Genomic DNA, 18075 nt, shown 5'->3' on the forward strand with positions numbered 1-18075 from the left:
TGTCGGTCGGTGTGCGGAGACGATGCCAGTGGGTACGCCTAAGTCCGTCTCGCCCGTACGTTGGAACATGGATTCGACGGTCGCGATCACCGGTGCGACGAGCGGGATCGGGCGGGCAGTTGCGAAGGCGTTCGCCGACGAGGGGGCGTTCGTTGCGCTCTGCGGACGCGACGGGACCGCCGTCGACCGGACGGTCGCGGAGTGTACCGAGGACGGCAGCGACGGCAGCGCTTGGGGAGCTCGCGTCGACGTCCGTGACGAGTACGACCTCGAACGGTTCTTCGAGAACGCTGCCCGCAAGGGTGACGCGATCGACGTCGTGTTCGCGAACGCGGCCGTCTTCCACGGCGTGCCCGGCGAGAGCCCGATGGAGGACGTCCCTTACACCCGGTTCGACGACACGATCCGAACGAACGCTCGCGGCGTCTTCGCGACGATCCGCGAGGCGCTCCCTCACCTCGCCGAGGAGGCCCGGATCATCGTTCCGTCCGGCTCGGTCGCCCACGAGTCGAAGGCGGGGATGGGAGCGTACGCGGTCTCGAAAGCCGCGGCCGAGGCGGTTGCCCGTGGCTTCGCGGCCGACATCGACGCGACGGTCGGCGTCGTCGATCCGGGACTCGTCGCGACCGACCTCACGGGAATGGAGAACGCACGGAGTCCGGAGAGCGTCGCGCCGCTTTTCGTCTGGGCCGCGACCGACGCACCACCGGCTGATCTGAACGGCGAGCGGCTCGGACTTCGGGAGTGGAAGCAGGCGACGCGCTGATTACTTTTTCTCCGTCGAGCCACCCGCGGACGACACTCCGCCGTCGGCGGCGGGTAGGTTGGTTTTCGATTCCACGTCGTCTGCTGGACCGGTCTCAGCGACCGGCTCCGAGATGCTCGGTGCGGACGCCTCGCCTGCCGATCTCTCGTCAGTCATCGGAGCCGCGTCACCCTCGGCAGCTGCATCCGTCTCGAACTGCTCGACGAGCGAACGTAGCTCGTCGGAGCGATCCGAGAGCGACTCGGCGCTGGTAGCGATCTGTTCGATTGCCGCGGTCTGCTCTTCGGCGGCCGCGGAGACGTTCTGGGCCTCGGCGGCCGTCTGCTCGCTCACGCTCGAGACTTCGTCCACCATCGCGACGATATCCTGCGTGGAGTCGGCCTGTTCGTCCGTCGCGTCGTTGATCGACTGGATACTCGCGTTGGCGTCGGAGACCTCCTCAACGATGGCTTCAAGCGTTTCGACCGTTTCGTCGACGGTCTCACGCCCTTCCTCGATGTCGTCTTCCATCGCGAACATATCCTCGGCAACCGACTCGGTGGATTCCGAGACGCCCGAGATCAGACGCTCGACCTCCGTCGTTGCCTCCGCGGTCTTCTCGGCGAGATCCTTTACCTCGCGAGCGACCACCGCGAACCCCTCGCCAGCCTCGCCCGCTCGGGCCGCCTCGATCGACGCGTTGAGCGCGAGGATGTTCGTCTGGTCGGCGATATCGTCGATCAGATCGACGATCTCACCGATCTGACGGACCTCCTTTTGAAGCGTGGACACCTCGTCGATGGTGGTTCCCATCTCCGCCTCGATCCGATCCATCCGGTCGATCGCAGACCGGGCAACCTCTTGACCATCAGTGCCGAGTTCCACCGCGCTATCGGCCTGTACAGCCGTCTCGTTCGTCGAGGAGGCGATCTCCTCGACGGTCGCTGAAAGGTCGTTCAGCTCCCCGGCTGCCGTCGAGAGGTTCCGCTCCTGACGCTCGGTGCCCGCCGAGATCTCCTCGGCGGAGGCGGTCACCTCGGAACTCTGCTCACCGACCGTCTCCACAGCGTCCTGAATCGTCACGACGAGCGACTCCATCTCAGCCAGCATCTCGTTGAGCGACTCACCGATCGACTCCATCGCGTCGCTTTGACTCTCGGTGTCGAGTCGGCGCGTCAGATCGCCGTCGGCTGCGGCGTCGATCGCATCGCCGTAGTCGTCGGCTTTCTCCTCGAGATGCGCCGTCAGCTGTTTTGCCTCCGCTCTGGCCGTCTCAGCTGCCTCGGCCTGCCGTTCGGCCTCCTCCAGCTGGTTGCGAAGCGTATCGCGGAGCCGCGTCAGAAGCGTCGAAAGCTGACCGAACTCGTCGGTGCGTGAGCCGTCGATGTCGACGTCCAGATTACCGGATTCGATCTCCTCAGCGTACAACGAGCGGAGCGCCTTCCGACCGCTTAACAATGATGAGGCGGCCAGAGCCCCCGTGTTTCGACGAACCGCCGCACGGGGGAACGCGGGTGTGTGGTGCGGTCCCGTGCGTACCTCGCCGTCACGCGTGTCCGAGCAACCAGTCGGACGACGGTCACACGCATCACCTGTTCGCCCCTCTCGTGTAACTTCCGTTACCGGCGTTCGAGCCGGTCGCCGACGGTGACTGACGGCGGATCGGTCGCCATCGCAGCGACCGCGTCCATAAACGCCGTCCGATAGCTCGCCGGTCCCGACGGCTCCGTCTCCGCCGCCAGCTCGCCGGCAACTCCATACGCGATCGTTCCGACCAGTCCCGCGGCGGTCGTGTCGGGAACTGGAGCGTTGGTCTCGCGGGTTAGCGCCGCCACCGTCGCCAGCGTGCTCGTGAGCATACAGCCCGAACCGACGAACGTTCCCATCCGCTCGTGACCGACATCGAGCTCGTACGCGGTTTCGCCGTCCGCAACGACGTCCGTCTCGCCCGAGACGACAACGACGGCGTCCGTTTCCTCGACCAGCGCCTGCGCCGTCTCTGCGACGCCCGTCGCTTCGCCAACCGACTCAACCCCTCGCACCGCCGCCTCCTCGCCCGCGAGTCCCTTGATCTCGCCGGCGTTCCCCTTGATGACATCGAAAGTGACTGCGTCGAGCAGGCGTCCGACCGACTCGATCCGATGCGGTGTCGCACCGTACCCGACCGGATCGAGCACGACCGGTACGTCGACCTCGTTTGCTCGCCGCCCGGCGTCGATCATCGCGTCGATCTCCGAGACCGACGCGGTACCGGTGTTGATCACGAGCGCGTCGGCACCGGCAGCCATGTCGCCCGCCTCCGCCGGAGCGTTCGCCATCACGGGGAGCCCACCCCAGTGAAGCGTGACGTTGGCCGTCTCGCTCGTCGTCACGTCGTTCGTGAGATGGTGAACGAGCGGCGACGCCTCGGGAAGTGCCGACAGCGTCTCACGGAGTATTCTCCCATCGATCGGCAGCTCATCGGACATCCGTAACCACCTCCCGAAGCTCCCGCGTCGCAGCAGCCGGATCGTCGGCCGTCGTGATCGCGGATATCACCGCCACACCTACGGCTCCCGCCTCGACGACGGCAGCGGCGTTGCCGGCATCGATGCCGCCGATTCCGACGATCGGGAGCTCAACAGCCTCTGCTATCGCCCGGATTCGCTCGGGACCGACGTCGTTCTTTTCCCCGTCGACGTCCTTCGAATCGGTGCCGTAAACGGCCCCGACGCCGAGGTAGTCCGCGCCGGCGGTCTCGGCCGTCCTCGCCTCCTCGACCGTCGCCGCCGAACAGCCAACTACTGCGTCCGAATCGAGCTGATCTCGAGCGATCTCGACCGGAAGATCCGACTGGCCGAGATGCACTCCGTCCGCGGCGATAGCCCGGGCGAGATCGATCCGATCGTTGACGATCAGCGGCACGCCGGCTTCATCGGTGAGATCGCGAAGTCGGATGCCCAGACGGTACCGGCGGCGAGCGTCCATTCCCTTCTCGCGGAGCTGAACGGCGTCGATGCCGTGTTCGAGCGCCTCCTCCACGACGGAAACCGTGTCACGTCCCGGAGAGTGGCTCTCCTGTGTCACGAGATACGTACCCCACGTTGACGGATCCATGGGTGGTAGTATCCGGTGGTCGTGAGAAAACGGTTCCGCTTCACGGAGCTGGTCGGACGCTCGGTCCCCGTTCGAACGAGGCGCGAGCCGGTCAGTCGTCGGCGACCGACTCGACCATCTCGACGCTTCCGGTGAGCTGGCGGTGGACGTACGGGATGTCGATCCCCTCCTCGTCGAACGCCTCCTTGACCGCCTGCACGTACTCCGAGCGAACCCTGACGAAATCGCCACGGCCGGGTTCGGAGATCCACCACCGTGCCTGAAGACCGACGTCCGAGTCCCCGAGCTCGACGAGCCGTACCGACGGTTCCGGCTCGTCGAGGATGTCGTCGTGTTCGACCGCCTTTTCGATGATGATCTCCGTCGCTCTGTTGATGTCATCGTCGTAGCCGATTCCGAACACGAACTTCTGTCGGAGCGTGTCGTACGCGACGGGGTTCGTCACCGCGTTGTTCGCGAGGTCACCGTTCGGGACGGTGATTCGTTCGTTGTCGAACGTTCGGATGCGCGAGACTCGCAGATCGATGTCTTCGACTCGGCCCGCGTTTCCGTCCCACTCGATCCAGTCGCCGACCTCGAACGGCTTGTCCTTCAGGATGAAGATCCCGGCGACGAAGTTCCCGAGGAGCTCCTGCGCGGCGAACCCGACTGCGAGCGCGAGCGCGCCTCCGAACACGGCGAACGCGGAGAGAAACGCGCCGTACCCGGCGACGGTGAAGGCGATCGCTATCGCCGCGACCCACACGATCGCGTTCGCGACGCTCGTCCCGAGACTCCGCACGACCTCGTCGAACCCCTTCGATCCGAGCATGCGACGAACTGCCGGAACGAACAGGGACTTTCCGAGCAGGAGCACGGCGACGAACCCGACGACGAACGCGACGATCGACACTGCGATTCCGCCGATATCGACCGTGTTCGCGATCCCGCCGACCTGTAGTGGTACCATCGCCGTCATGTTCGGATTGCTATTTAAAGAAACTACTGGCAGCGCAGTTCGTTACGCGTGGTACTCGACGTGGGGTGCTGCGGGTAACGGCCCGTCTTTCGATGCGACGGCGCGGAGTCGTCGACCGTGCGGATCATCACGACGGAGCCGGTCGACGATCGTCTTCGACAGCCACTCGGCCGGGCCGGCCGGGGCCGCAGCGACCGGCGCATCCGTTGGTCGGAACTCGTCCGGGAGATACGGTGCATGGGTCGGAAGCCGTTCGGTGAGTGGCACGTCTCCGAGCTCCGCGATCCGACGGAGCTCCTCCAGCGCCGGCCACTCGTACGCGGGATTGATGTAGTCATCGGTTACCGGGGAAACTCCACCGAGGTCGTCGACTCCGCAGTCGAGGAGGTCGGCGGCGGGAGAGAGGTTCGGCGGCACTTGGACCGACACCGACGGCGGCAGCGCCGCTCGAGCCATCGCGACTGTCCGCCGAACCACGTCGATATCCGGCGTCTCGAAATCCGAGCGCTCGTTCGAGACGACGTTCTGGACGATCACCTCCTGCACGTGACCGTGCCGCTCGTGGAGTTCTCTGATCGCAAGCAGGCTCTCGGCGCGGTCCCGCCACGTCTCGCCGATCCCCACGAGAATCCCCGTAGTGAAGGGGACGCCCCGTCGACCCGCCGCCCGGATGGTGTTCAGGCGCTGTCCTGGCGTTTTTCGACGGCCCCCCTCGTGGGCGTCGACATCGGCGGTCGTCTCGAGCATCACACCCATCGAGGCGTTCACCTCCCGGAGCCGGTCGAACTGTCGTTCCGTCAGATCACCGGGGTTTGAATGCGGGAGCAGCCCCTCCTCTAACGCGATCTCACAGGCCCGATACAGGTACTCGTGGATCGAGTCGAACCCCCACGTCTCCAGCTGTCCGTGGATCTCCGTGTAGCGGTCGTCCGGGTCATCGCCGAACGTGAACAGCGCCTCGGTGCAGCCGGCGTCCGCTCCGATCCGACACCGTTCACGCACCTCCTCGGGGCTCAGTAGCGTCGCCTCCCCGGGCAGGTCGTAGTACGTACAGTACGTACAGGTGTACCGGCACGCGGTCGTCAGCGGAATGAAGACGTTGCGAGCGAACGACAGCCGCGAGGCTCGGTCGACGTCGTCCGGCGTTACCGAGAGCAGCCGCTCGACGTCCGTCTCGTCGACGGTGATCTCGATTTCGTACTCGTCTCCGGCCGGGAACACGCTTGACCGTCCGCGTTCGGACCACTAAAACCCTCGCTGTCGACGAAGACGGCCCAGCCCCGAACGACGATGAGTCATCGAGCGAGGCGAAATGGCAGCGCTGACCGACGCCCCGCTCGATCGTGCCTCGGCGGCTGTGACGGCCTCTCTCTCGGTGTCACCGACCGATGCCGACTCGTCCATCCGACCGGTCGAGCCCGAATCCGGCGGTCCGAAGCCACTCGGCGGCCCGACCGTCGGCGTGGACGAGCACTTCCACGAGATCCGCCGGCGTGTCGACGTCGCTCGCGAGACGATGTGAGTCGAACGCGTGAACGGTCGCATCGATGTCGGCTGCGATCCGCAAGTGGTCGAGGTACGACGCACCGTGGTAGTCGACGCGGAACGCCGGATCTCGAACGACGAGCGCGTTGGTCCCACCACCTCGGCCCGGCGCGATGACGACGTCCCCAGTAGCGTCGAAAAAGCGGCCGAGAACGTCCGGTGTCGCCAGTGCGAGATCGGCCATGACGACGGCAGTCGGTGACGAATCCACGGGATCGACGCCGCTCGAGGGGACACCTGCTTCGAAAGCATCGTTGATCGCCGTCGTTAATGGCCGGGAGTCGACGGTGACGGGAACGTCGATCGGAGTCGAAACCTCGACCGGTGCCGTCGAGAGCACGTGCGGAGTGGCTCCACAGGCGCTCACGGCGTCGGCGACGTCCACGAGCATCGCGCGGGCGAAGGAGCCGCGTTCGTCGGGAGCGAGCACCTCGGATAGTCGCGACTTCGGGTCAGCAGCCGAGAACGGGACGAGAACCTCCATCCGGGGAGTCGGTTAAAACAGCGACTCGAGTTCGTCCTGGTCGTCGCTGACGAGATTATCGAGATTCTCCTCGCTCTCCTCGCGGATCTCGTCGAGGTTATCCTGAGCCTCGATAGCCACCTGCTGAAGCTCCTTGATACGAGGCACGTTCGTGACGCCCGCAAGGAGGATCACGGTCGCAACGAAGCCGGCACCACGATACGGATAATCACCACCGCGTACCTCCATCGAGCCGGTCTGCTCTTCGAGCCACTTCCGACCGCGTTCGATTCCCTTCCGATTCAGGTACTCCGGCGGTCCGGCGAGCACGAGCAACGCCCGTTCTGCACCCTCGATCTCACAGGGGAGCGTAAGCCGACCGAGTGCCGCCTTCCGGACGAGACTCGTGATGCGGTTCGTCGTGTGAGCGCTGTCGAGTTCGTCGCCCCCATCGTCGTTTCGGAGCCGAGAGAGCAGACCGCCGGAGGAACGCTCTTCGACCTCCTCCTCGGCGTAGCCAACCGTCGAGACGCCACCTCCGGCAAGCGTGTTGATGATCTCCGAGGAGTCGACGACGCTCTCGGCGACCTCTTGACCCTGCTGGATCTCGCCGGCACCGAAGAGGATACCGAACCGCCGAACGATCTCCTCGTTGATCTGCTCGTAGCCGCCCTGCACGGACTCGCCGGTTTTCCGCCAAGCGTCGTTGTCGAACACCATCAGGTTGTCCACTTCGCGGACGAACGTCTGGAACGACCGGGCCGCGTTGAGCGTGTAGATGCCACCCTCATCGCTTCCCGGAAGGATCCCGAGGCCGTACACCGGCTCGGTGTAGATCCGTTTGAGGTGTTTCGCCAGCACCGGCGCACCACCCGACCCCGTACCGCCGCCAAGTCCGGCGACGACGAGGAACGCGTCGACCTCGTGGACGGGGATCGAATCGATCGCGCCCTGTACTTCGTCGATATCCTCCTCGGCAATCTCGGCTCCGAGCTCGTTGTCGGCGCCGACGCCGTGGCCCTTCACGCGCGACTGGCCGATGAGCACGCGCTGATTCTCCGGGATGTGCTCGAGCCCCATGAGGTCCGCTTTGGCCGTGTTCACCGCCGCTGCCGCGCGCACGATCTCGGACCCCGTCCGCTTGTCGTACTCCAAGAACTTATCAACGACTTTACCCCCTGCCTGTCCGAATCCGATCATTGCGAGTTTCATTGTATGCCCCGTTTGTCTTTGGAAAAAACACAGATGGATGTGGAATATAAGGCTTCTGATGGGGTTACCATCTCTGATATCCCCACCGACGGCCCGTGAACGACGCTATACTGGCGTGTGACGCTCATGAGACGCCCAGATACTCGGCTAGCGTCGTCATCTCGGCCTCGTCGATCCCGAACGCACCGATATCGTTGTCGGCGGTCGTGTTGTCGAACTGTAACGAGCGGTACTGGTCGGGTCCCATCGGGAACCCCGGAACCGCACCGAGCACCGTGAGCCCGACTTTGGCGAGCGGCATCGGGAGCGGCACGATCCGTACACCCTTCCGTTCCGCCTCGTACACGAGATTCGTCACATCACGGAGCGTGAGCTTCTCCGGTCCGCCGATCTCGTACGTTTCGCCCGCGTGCTCGTCGTCGTCAACCATTGTGATCAACATCGGTACGAGGTCCTCGACGTGGATCGGCTGGAAACGAGTCGTACCACCCCCCGGGAGGGGGTACATCGGAACCCCCGGCGCGAACATCCCTTTCAGCCGTTTGGTGAACGAGACGAACTCGCCACCCTCACCGAAGACGACGGACGGACGGACGATCGTCCAGCCGAGGTCGCTTTCTCGAACGATCGCTTCCGCCTGGCCTTTCGCGCGGATGTACGCCGTCGCACCGTCCGGATCCGCCCCCAGCGCACTCAGTTGGACGAACCGGTCCACATCGTTCGCTTCCGACGCGCGAACCAGATTCTCGGTGCCGCCACGGTGGACCGTATCATGCATCTCGTTCCCCCCCTTCGGCTCGAAAAGCGGCGAGAGCGCGACGAGGTTCACCACTGCGTCGTGGCCGTCGACGACCGGTTCGACCGAGTCGTACGCGGTAACGTCGCCCACCGCGCTCGCGACGCCGTCGGGCGTGTCCGCCGGTGAGCGGGAAAGTGCCGTCACCTCATGGCCCGCATCGGCAAGCCCTCGACACAGGTACGACCCGATGAAACCGGTCCCGCCGGTTACCAGCACCTTCATGCAACCGCAAACGGGAGGATCAACCGTAAACTTACCGCGATGTCAGACGGGCGTATGACGGATACGCCCCTGAGAGACGATCCCGAACCAAAATCGAATTATAGGTGATCCCGGACCCAATCGACTTATCCCACATCACGCCCGAACGCCACCATGCTGATCACGCTGGAGGGGCTCGACGGGAGCGGAAAAACGACGGTCTGGAAGGCGCTTCATGACGTGTACCCCGACGCGACGTTTACCCGGGAGCCGACCGAGAGCTGGTACGGTGAGGCCGTGCGGCGGTCGATCGAGGACGACGAGGCGGATCCACTCGCGGAGCTATTTTTATACACCGCCGACCACGCGAACCACCTCGCGACCACGATCCGACCCGCCCTCGAAGCGGGAGATCTCGTGGTCTCGGACCGGTACTCGGACTCCAGGTTCGCCTATCAGGCCGCGTCGCTGGCGAAAAGCGATCTCGACATCGCCCGACCGCTGGAGTACGTCCGAGGCGTCCACGACGCCTTCTCTCGGCCACCGGATGCGACGATCTATCTCGACATCGAACCGGGGACGGCCGTGAAGCGATCCGGACGAACGGACAAGTTCGAACGCGACAGCTACCTTGCTGCCGTCCACGCAAACTACGAACGGCTCATCGAGGCCGAGCCCGACCGGTTCGTTCGTGTCGACGCCACGCGGCCTCCGGAGGCGGTCACCGAACGGGTGGAGACGGTTATCTCGCGACTCCTCGAGACGGAGTGAACGGCGCGATCACCGAGTGTCCGGCAGTTCGTACTCCTCCGGCGGCGGCACGTACAGGTAATCGATCGTCGCACCGAGCACGACGGGAAGGAACACGAGAAGGCCGAACACGGCTGCCGGACTCCCGAGGTCGACGCCGACCCCGACTCCGAGCACGCCGGTGAACAGTAGCGTCGACCCGAACAGTACCATCGGACTCAACACCGCCGTGTACACGATCCACCCCCACGTCGTCGACAGTCGCAGCCGAAAAAAGCGTGTCAGCACGCCCGCGATCAGCGTGTGAACGGCGACGAGCCCGACGAGCAGGGTGAACCCGATCAGCGCGAGCATGGTTGACGTAGGATCCGCCAGCATTTCCGCCTATCGGACGACCGCTCCAGCCCGACCGATGGTTTATAACCGATTCCGAGCCAGTCCCGACGTGGTTTGAGATCCGCTCCGGCTCGGTCGAGGCGGGTGTGTGGGAGGTCGACCGGAGAACCGACGCGTTTCCCACCTGTTCGCCACGTTGGTGGTTCACAGCGTGCCACCGCTACCCTGTGCCCGGGCTGTAGAGAGCAGTCCGGCAACCGGGTCGACGTACTCGTATCCCGGGATCACCCCCTGCACGTACGTTCCCTCGACGAAGTCGATCAGTGCGCTCGCGTCGTCGACGGCGAGCCGTTCGTTGATCTCCTCGAAAACGTATTGCACCGTAATCCCGCCGTCGTTTCCGGACACCTCGGGGTCGAACTCGTGATCGCCTCGCGTGACTCCGCCCACGTCGACGACGCGTCGCTCGAACGTCTCCGCCCATCCGTCTTCGACGACGTCCGCGACGTGATCGGCGGTTACGGCAGACAGGACCGGGACGCGAACGGTCACCTCGAACCGACACCGACCACTCTCAGCGGGCTCGACGGCGACATCGCCGTCGAACGCCGTTGTCGCCGACGTCCACTCCCGATCGGCTGACTGCTCGAAGGATCCGTGATCGGCGAACGCACGAACGACGCGATGCGGTAGCTCGCTCATACTCGACGGAACGGGCCACGCCCTCAAAAGAACGCGGTGTCGGAACTGTCACCGGTTCGACGTTCGTCGCCGCAGTCGCTCCGCCGGCAGTACGTCCGTCCCGAACGTCGGAGCCTCATCACCGGCGAGTCGTGACACGATCGTTCGAGACTGGTGACGTTTGGTCGAGACCGAAGGAGTCACGGCGTGAGCCGACCGACGGACACCCACTCGACGTCGTCCCCGTCGGTCAGTGCGAACACCATCTCCTTGCGAACGCCTCCGGCGAGACGAACGTCCAGCGAGAGCTCACGCGGCGCGAACGCGTGGTCGGGCGCGACGACGCGAACGAGCTGCTCCGAGTGAGGAAGCTCCTCGACCGTCTCGACGTCGAGGTACGTCCTGAAGTCGGCTCCAAATTTGAACCCCGTTTTAGGAACGACAGATCGGTCGCGGAGTCGCTCATACACGGTTAACCGCCGGTCGAATCGATCGCCCTCGACCGCCCGACCGCGTGACCGGATCGCTGCAGCACCGGTACCCCGCTGATCGTCGTCGTTCGATCGCGAAAGCGACAACGATCCCCGCCTTGCGAGCGACGCGGCTTCGATCAGCGAGAGCTGGACGGCATTCTCGACCGCCGCCGCGCGTCCGGTCAGCGGTTGCCCGTAAAAGCCGCGCTCGTAGAGTTCGTTCGGGGCGTTCCAGACGATGACTCGGTCGTCAAGAAGAACGCCGGTGAGATCCGTCGGCGGCTCGTACGCGGTCGTTCCACGAATATCCGGCGTCGTCGCGGTAAAGTACGTAATGTCGCTCTCCTCGTCGACGACGGCGAGCGTTCTGTCGACCACGCCGGATGCGGGGATCGGCTCGCGTTCGCCGACGATCCGGACCGGATACAACACGTTCCCCGTGTCGGGCGTCGACCCACGCTCGTACGCGATGAGGTCGACATCGTCGCCGAAATCAGCGTCGCTGCCGGGCCAGCCATCGCGTGTCGGCGATAAGTAAAACCCACGGTCACGGAGGTCGGCATACACGAGATACCGCACGGCAAATCGGTTGGTGGCCGCGGCGCTGTCGACGAAGAATCGCTCGAACTCGACCGCCGGACCGTCTCCGTCATCGAGCACGACGCGGGCGAGGTCGCCGCGGAACAGCAGGTGGGCAGCCTCGATCCGCGAGAGTTCGATCTCGTTTCCCGAAAGCGGGCGGCCGTATCCCCGGGAGTCGTAGAACCGCTGTCGTGCATCACCGCCGACCCGAACGACGCCTCCGCGGAGCTTCCCGGTCGGCTGCATCCTCACTTCCCCCAGAACGGGTCCCGTTTCCGTCGCGTGTCGAGATACGACGAGAGCGCCTCGCGCTCGTCTGCCGTTATCTCCTCTCTGAGTTCCTGCTCCAAGATCTTGGCATGCTTCTCCGGTAGCTCCGTCCAGAGGGTGTCACCCTCCTCGATGCCGCGACCGATGGTCGGCCCGTCGATGGCGATGCTTACCCGCTCGCCGGCACGGGCCTCATCGACGTCGTCTCCCTGCTTTTGAATTCCTGAGAGCGATCCGACGCGCTCGAACTCGTTCCCGTCGAAGTAGCCGACGTTTCGGTTGTTCTGCAGCGTCCCGGAGATGATCTCGACGCCAACGACGGCCGGATCGTTCTGGCGGAACGTATGGTCGGGAAGGAGGCGGAACCTAGCGGGCCTGACGACCTTATCAAGGACGGTCTCCTGTTGGGCGCGTTTTCGTTCCTCGACGAACGTCTCGTAATCCTCTATCAGCTGGTAGATGACGTCGTTTTTGAACAGCTTCACGTCGGCGCTTTCGAGTTCGCGCTCCGCGTTCGGGAGGACGTCGACGTTGAATCCGAGGATCGCCTTGTGTTCGACCTGGTTTGCGGTCTCGGCGATCGCGATATCCCGAGGAGCGATGTCGCCGACCTCGGCGCGCATGATGGGGACTTCGGCTTCCTGAAGCGCGTTCGCCATCGCCTCCAGCGAGCCGAGCGTGTCCGCCTTGACGACCACGCCGTCCTCCGCGGTGTCGACTTCGATCTCGGCGAGCTCGGCTTTCACGTCCTCGATCACCGCCTCGACGGGGCGGTCTCGTACGACGCGTACCGGCGCACCGGCCATCGCGTCGTCGAGGTCCGGGGCGGCGATCTTCACCCCGACGGCCGCGCCGACCTCCGCGACTTTCTCGAACTTCTTTTCGGTCCGGATCTCCTCGAGGGGACGCGGCTGCAGCAGCGCACGGACCTCGGTGACGATCGGCTCGTCCTGTCCGCCGACGACAACCGTGTCGCCGTTTCGGAGGACGCCGTCGTAGATCACGGCGTCGACCGTCGCCCCGAAGCCCCGCTCGTCTTTCACTTCGAGAACGGTCCCCTCACCGGGGCCGTGGACGTCGATCGCCATCTCGTCTCTCATGAACCGCTGTGAGAGACCCATCAGCACCGTGAGAAGGTCCGGAACTCCCTCCGCGGTTATGGCCGAGACGGGAACGACGCCGATGTTCTTCTGAAAGTCCTGAACGCGCCAGTAGAGGTCTGCCGAGAACCCGGCGTCCGAAAGCTGCCCGATGATCTCGTAGAGGTTCTCGTTGAGCATCGACTCCGCACGCTCGGACTGCGCCTCGAGACTCCGCTGGATCGGCTCGCCCTCCTGTGGGTTCCAGCCGGGTGTGGTGTCGATCTTGTTGGCGGCGACGACGAACGGCGTCCCCGTCCGTCGGAGAATGTCGATCGCCTCTTCGGTCTGGGGCTGAAATCCGTCGTTGACGTCGACGACGAGCACAGCGATATCGGCGAGCGCACCGCCGCGCGCCCGCAGCGTCGAGAAGGAGTGATGACCGGGCGTATCGATGAACAGGAGGCCGGGAAGGTCGAAATCGTCCGGATCGACGAGCTCGCCCGCCATCGTCGATATCGTCGACAGCGGGATATCCGTCGCGCCGATGTGTTGGGTGATCGCTCCCGCCTCGCCCTCGCTCACGGCGGATCCGCGTATCTTGTCGAGCAGGCTCGTTTTCCCGTGGTCGACGTGTCCGAGCACGGCGACGATCGGCGTTCGAAGGGTGTCCGGTTGTGTGTCGTCAGTCATGAGAATCGCCCCGAGAAGGTCGTTATATACGGATCGGCCCGGACGCCAGTTAAGTGTTTCAAAACGCCGACGACGTGGAACACACCGGAACGTGCGTCCGAGACGGCACGTTGCGGTTGTGCGTCCGAGACGGTACGTTGTGGTTCCGGACTCGCACGCTACACGACTGGAGGTGCCCGCGTGGTGGGGAGACGGGTGGTTGACGTGAGCCACGCGTCCGACAGCCCGTGGCGTTTAAGAGCATCGCCCGGGTTATCGCAAGCATGGTGGACATACTCGCGGAGAACCTCTCCGGAAAGTCCGTGATGGGTTCTGACGGAACGGAGCTCGGCGACCTGTACAACATCACGATGGACCTCAAATCGGGGCAGCTCCGACATCTCCTCGTCAGTCCGGACGAGCAGCTCGATCCCGCTCGCTCCGGCTTCGAGATGGACGAGACGGGGCGACTCCAGGTACCGGTTGCGAACGTGCAGGCGGTGAAAGACTACATCGTCGTCGCCCGCTAATGCAGATTCTCGATACGTCCGCGTTCATCCACGAGTACACCACCGATGACGAGGTCGTCTCGGTGCCGGAAGTACACGACGAGCTCGAGGGTGAACACGCGCTCAGGTTCGACGCGATGGAAGGATCGGGGATGACGATCCACGTGCCGGCGCCCGAGGCGATCACGAACGTCGAGCGTGCGGCACGCGGCTCCGGCGATGCGGACGAGCTCTCCGAGACGGACATCAGGCTGATCGCCGCCGCGCTGGAGCTGCACGCCACGCTCGTTACCGACGACTACGCGATGCAGAACGTCGCCGAGCGACTCGATGTCCCAGTCGAACCGATCGCGCGCGACGGGATCACGGAGGAGCGCGAGTGGCGCTTCCAGTGTGTCGGCTGTAGCAGAACGTTCGACGAGAACAAGGAGCGATGCCCGATCTGCGGCAGCGATCTGAGTCGAAAGAACCCCGCGTGAACTACCGTTCTTCTTGTCGAACTCGAAGCCAGACTGGACGTAGGTGAAACTGCGGAAGTCCTTGGGTGCCTTCCAGTTGAGACTGCCCACGTTGTAGCCCTTCTCTTTCAGCGGCTTTCGAGGTGGAGCCCCCGGCCTCAAGTCGTGCGGGACGCGATTCGTTCGCACGCCAGAAATCTTCGATTTCTGGGGACGCTGTATCCCCTCCCTACTGCGCTCCTTGTCCGCGCGCGGACTGCGGTGCTCCTTGAGGGAGGGGGCTTAGCGCCTGCTATCAGCTCAGTCGGGGGTTTCTGACTCGTGAGCGACGTCGTCACCGGGCACCGCCGACGCGACGACGTCCGCGTCGACTCCGGGGAGACGCTCGCGGAGCCGGGTGGCGACTCGCTTCGCCTCCTCGAGTTCGATCTCGGCGACTGCGCGCACCAGCGCGACGGCCCGCTCCGTTCGGGCTCGCTGCCACGACGCCTCTCTGGACTGGTACGTCCGGATGGCACGCAGAAAATCGGCCTTCGAGAACTCCGGCCAGTACGGCGCACAGAAGTAGACGGCAGCCTCGTTGCCGTTGGCATGCCACGGGAGGAAGTTCGAGGTGCGCTCGTCGCCGCCCGTCCGAACGATGAGGTCGACGTCTCGAACCGGCCGATCGTACAGCCGTCGCTCGACGACGTCGACATCGACGTCGTCGGGGGCAATATCGCCGCGGTCGACGTCGCGGGCGATGCCGCGAGCCGCCGAGAGCAACTCGTTTCGACCGCCGTACGCCAGCGCGACGTTGAGCCGGAACCGATCGTTGTCGGCGGTGCGTCGCTCCGCGTACGCGACGGCTTCTTGTACGCGAGACGGAAGTCTGGGGATATCGCCGATCGCACGGATACGCACCCCCTGGTCGTGAACGCGGTCGGCGTCGGCGAACTCGAACAGCTTCGATTCGAGCAGATCGAACAGTGGCTCGAGCTCCTCGTCGGGTCGGTCAAAGTTCTCCGTCGAGAACGCGTACAGCGTCAGCTCCGCGATCCCGAGGTCGGCACACCAGTCGAGCACGCGCTCGGTCGTGTCCGCACCAGCACGGTGACCGTCGGGCGCGTCGGCACCCTGATCGCGGGCGTACCGACGGTTGCCGTCCTGAATGATGGCGACGTGCGTGGGGACTGCGTCGATCTCGCGGCGAAGCAGGCGGAGGTACCCGCGTTCGGCGACGTTGTACAGCCGCGACGACATGGTCGAACGCACGCCGCCGCCGGGTATGTACCTTTTCGTGTCGTCCCAACCGGACGGGCGTCGGTCGCCACGCGTATCGCCATCAGGCACACTGACGGTGGAAGCGAGCGTTTGCACGGTGGGGAGCGATTATCGACGGGGAAACCGTTATCGGCGGGGCGAGCGATCGCCAGATATGGCGAACGTACTCTCGGACGAGGAAGTCGATCGGAGTCTTCCCGACGGATGGGAGCGGGACGGACCGGAGATCGTCCGGACCTACGAGTTCGACGACTACCTCGACGGCGTCATGTTCGCGAACGCCGTGGCCGAGGTGGCCGAGGAGCAGCAGCACCATCCGACGATCGTGATCGAGTTCCGCTCCGTGACGATCCGCTACACGACCCACGAGGTCGGCGGAATCACGAAACGTGATCTTCGGTCGGCGGGGCTGTGCAACGACGAGTACTGATCGAACCATCCGCGCGAGCGAACCAACACACGATCCGCGACACGACCGCCACCAAGAACCCGATCCGCGACACGACCGCCACCAAGAACCCGATCCACGAACGCAAAAACGATGGATGCCGCATACGTGTTCCGCGTCACGTTCCGACTCGATCCCGACGACGTATCGGTCGATCCGGACCGGTTCCAGACGACCATGGAGATCCCGGCGGTCGACCCCGGCGAGGACGGTTGGCTCCGGTTCCGGAACCGGCTGTGGCGCGGCGAAATCGGAGACGAGCCGTCGATGCGACGAGTCGCGAGCGACCGACTCGGGGTCGACGTCACGGAGATCGCGTTCAGCGAGCTCCGGACCGGCGAGGCGTATCTCGACGCCCTGACGCGCGCCATTGCGGACGACCTCGATGCGTTCAACGCCGACTCCGCCGACGACGTCATCCACAAGTATTTCGGGTCGTCGATCCACGTCCGTGGATAACCGTCGCCGCGTGGCTTCCCGTGCGCCAGCCGCCACGTGGCTTCCCGTGCGCCAGCCGTCAGGATCGTCGGGTATAATCCTGCTGCGGTCGACGTCGGGGTGTGAACGAGCGCGAGGCCCTCCGGAGGCTGGCTGCCGACCTGCCACACGCCGGCGACGACGCTGCCGTGGTCGACGGGACGGTGATAACCACGGACATGCTCCACGAGCGGACCGATTTCCCGCCCGGAACGACCCGGTACACCGCCGGCTGGCGAGCCGTCGGCGCGTCCCTCTCGGACGTCGCCGCGATGGGTGCGGACGCCACGGCCGCCGTCGCCGTCTACGCGGACGAGACGTTCGCCACCGACGCGCTCGACGCGTTCGTCACTGGCGCGGTCGACGTCTGTGCGACCGTCGACGCCGAGTACGTCGGCGGCGACCTCGACACTCACGCCGAGTTCACGACGGCAACGACCGCGATCGGGTCGGTCACCGACGCGGGAACGGTCCCTCGGTCCGGCGCGCGCCCGGGCGACCTGCTCTGTGTCACCGGCGAGTGGGGACGGTCCGCCGCCGCGCTTCGACTGTTCGAGCAAAGCGATGCAGTCGACTCCGCTGACCCCGCCGCCGGTCCCTCCGCGGACCCCGGAAGTGATCCCGCGAGTGCGGCCGTCATCGAGCGCGCGAACGACCTGTTCCGATTCACGCCCCGCGTCGCAGATGGGCTGGCGCTCGCGAAGCGCTCGACCGCGATGATGGACTCCTCGGACGGGCTCGCGCGGTCGCTTCACCAGCTCGCGGAGGCGAGCGGCGTCGGGTTCGGCCTCGAGCGCGACCGGCTCCCGGTCCATCCCGCGGTCGACGACGTCGCCGACGGACCAGACGACCGATTCGCGCTCGCCGCGACGTTCGGCGAGGATTTCGAGCTTGTGTGTACGCTCCCAGCCGAGGCGTTCGAGGCGGTCCGCGAGGCGTGCCCCGCAGGGCTCACGCGCGTCGGTCGCGTCGTCGATATCGACGGCGACGGCGACGACGCTCCCGTCACCGTCGACGACGAACCCCTGCCGGACGAGGGGTATACGCACGGTTAATCC

The 18075-nt window shown here is 65.2% G+C and carries 19 protein-coding genes and 1 pseudogene; 7 read left to right on the forward strand and 13 right to left on the reverse strand.

Annotated features, from left to right (window positions below):
- The first annotated feature begins 67 nt into the window (after positions 1–67).
- Positions 68–766, forward strand: coding sequence for an SDR family oxidoreductase (locus ACYQ0R_RS11015; protein WP_459823600.1), 699 nt, complete (start codon positions 68–70; stop codon positions 764–766).
- Here ACYQ0R_RS11015 and ACYQ0R_RS11020 read toward each other — a convergent pair.
- The 8 genes and pseudogenes from ACYQ0R_RS11020 to ACYQ0R_RS11055 form a co-directional block, all read right to left on the reverse strand.
- Positions 767–2170, reverse strand: a pseudogene (locus tag ACYQ0R_RS11020) (methyl-accepting chemotaxis protein); the annotation flags it as partial.
- 194 nt (positions 2171–2364) lie between these two features.
- A complete protein-coding gene (gene thiM / locus ACYQ0R_RS11025) occupies positions 2365–3213 on the reverse strand; it encodes a hydroxyethylthiazole kinase (protein ID WP_459823602.1) in 849 nt (282 codons plus the stop codon).
- Positions 3203–3841: a thiamine phosphate synthase gene (thiE, locus tag ACYQ0R_RS11030; protein ID WP_459823605.1), complete on the reverse strand. Its 639-nt coding sequence runs from the start codon at positions 3839–3841 to the stop codon at positions 3203–3205. Before thiE ends, thiM begins: the two co-directional genes overlap by 11 nt.
- A 91-nt stretch (positions 3842–3932) precedes the next feature.
- On the reverse strand, positions 3933–4790 hold the full coding sequence (locus ACYQ0R_RS11035) for a mechanosensitive ion channel family protein (protein ID WP_459823608.1): 858 nt from the start codon (positions 4788–4790) through the stop codon (positions 3933–3935).
- A 51-nt stretch (positions 4791–4841) separates the two neighbouring features.
- On the reverse strand, positions 4842–6020 hold the full coding sequence (gene cofG / locus ACYQ0R_RS11040; protein ID WP_459823611.1) for a 7,8-didemethyl-8-hydroxy-5-deazariboflavin synthase subunit CofG: 1179 nt from the start codon (positions 6018–6020) through the stop codon (positions 4842–4844).
- A 157-nt stretch (positions 6021–6177) separates the two neighbouring features.
- A complete protein-coding gene (cofC, locus tag ACYQ0R_RS11045) occupies positions 6178–6828 on the reverse strand; it encodes a 2-phospho-L-lactate guanylyltransferase (RefSeq protein WP_459823614.1) in 651 nt (216 codons plus the stop codon).
- Positions 6829–6840: 12 nt separating this feature from the next.
- The gene (locus ACYQ0R_RS11050; protein ID WP_459823617.1) at positions 6841–8019 is read right to left on the reverse strand and encodes a tubulin/FtsZ family protein; all 1179 of its coding nucleotides are present in this window, start codon (positions 8017–8019) and stop codon (positions 6841–6843) included.
- Positions 8020–8143: 124 nt separating this feature from the next.
- Positions 8144–9040 (reverse strand): complex I NDUFA9 subunit family protein, encoded by an 897-nt coding sequence (locus ACYQ0R_RS11055; protein ID WP_459823619.1) that lies wholly within the window; start codon positions 9038–9040, stop codon positions 8144–8146.
- Positions 9041–9193: 153 nt separating this feature from the next.
- Here ACYQ0R_RS11055 and tmk point away from each other — a divergent pair, with 153 nt between their 5' ends.
- Positions 9194–9790 carry a dTMP kinase gene (gene tmk / locus ACYQ0R_RS11060; RefSeq protein WP_459823622.1) on the forward strand — a complete coding sequence of 199 codons (597 nt, stop codon included), beginning with the start codon at positions 9194–9196 and terminating at the stop codon, positions 9788–9790.
- A gap of 9 nt (positions 9791–9799) precedes the next feature.
- On the opposite strand, the gene ACYQ0R_RS11065 is transcribed toward tmk, so the two are convergent.
- From ACYQ0R_RS11065 to infB, 4 genes are all read right to left on the reverse strand, one after another.
- Entirely contained in the window at positions 9800–10123 is a 324-nt protein-coding gene (locus ACYQ0R_RS11065) for a DUF7991 family protein (RefSeq protein ID WP_459823624.1), read from the reverse strand.
- Positions 10124–10309: 186 nt separating this feature from the next.
- Positions 10310–10807, reverse strand: a complete 498-nt coding sequence (locus tag ACYQ0R_RS11070) for a DUF5813 family protein (RefSeq protein ID WP_459823627.1) — start codon at positions 10805–10807, stop codon at positions 10310–10312.
- Between the two features lie 179 nt (positions 10808–10986).
- Positions 10987–12087, reverse strand: coding sequence for a tRNA-intron lyase (gene endA / locus ACYQ0R_RS11075; RefSeq protein WP_459823630.1), 1101 nt, complete (start codon positions 12085–12087; stop codon positions 10987–10989).
- A gap of 2 nt (positions 12088–12089) precedes the next feature.
- Positions 12090–13883: a translation initiation factor IF-2 gene (gene infB, locus ACYQ0R_RS11080; RefSeq protein ID WP_459823633.1), complete on the reverse strand. Its 1794-nt coding sequence runs from the start codon at positions 13881–13883 to the stop codon at positions 12090–12092.
- A 263-nt stretch (positions 13884–14146) separates the two neighbouring features.
- Between infB and ACYQ0R_RS11085 the strand changes: the two genes are divergently transcribed.
- Together ACYQ0R_RS11085 and ACYQ0R_RS11090 are read left to right on the forward strand one after the other, a co-directional pair.
- Positions 14147–14392, forward strand: coding sequence for a PRC-barrel domain-containing protein (locus tag ACYQ0R_RS11085; protein WP_459823636.1), 246 nt, complete (start codon positions 14147–14149; stop codon positions 14390–14392).
- Positions 14392–14850, forward strand: coding sequence for an NOB1 family endonuclease (locus ACYQ0R_RS11090; RefSeq protein WP_459823639.1), 459 nt, complete (start codon positions 14392–14394; stop codon positions 14848–14850). The genes ACYQ0R_RS11085 and ACYQ0R_RS11090 overlap by 1 nt, the downstream gene beginning before the upstream one ends.
- A 279-nt stretch (positions 14851–15129) precedes the next feature.
- Here ACYQ0R_RS11090 and uppS read toward each other — a convergent pair whose 3' ends face one another.
- Complete coding sequence (gene uppS, locus ACYQ0R_RS11095) at positions 15130–16071, reverse strand: polyprenyl diphosphate synthase (protein ID WP_459823642.1); 942 nt, start codon at positions 16069–16071, stop codon at positions 15130–15132.
- 175 nt (positions 16072–16246) lie between these two features.
- Between uppS and ACYQ0R_RS11100 the strand changes: the two genes are divergently transcribed.
- The 3 genes from ACYQ0R_RS11100 (at position 16247) to thiL (ending at position 18072) form a co-directional block, all read left to right on the forward strand.
- Entirely contained in the window at positions 16247–16522 is a 276-nt protein-coding gene (locus tag ACYQ0R_RS11100; protein WP_459823645.1) for a 4a-hydroxytetrahydrobiopterin dehydratase, read from the forward strand.
- 111 nt (positions 16523–16633) lie between these two features.
- Complete coding sequence (gene lwrS, locus ACYQ0R_RS11105; protein WP_459823648.1) at positions 16634–16999, forward strand: LWR-salt protein; 366 nt, start codon at positions 16634–16636, stop codon at positions 16997–16999.
- 101 nt (positions 17000–17100) lie between these two features.
- Complete coding sequence (gene thiL / locus ACYQ0R_RS11110; RefSeq protein WP_459823650.1) at positions 17101–18072, forward strand: thiamine-phosphate kinase; 972 nt, start codon at positions 17101–17103, stop codon at positions 18070–18072.
- The last annotated feature ends 3 nt before the right edge of the window (positions 18073–18075 follow it).

It is taken from the genome of Halorubrum luteum, assembly GCF_054652935.1.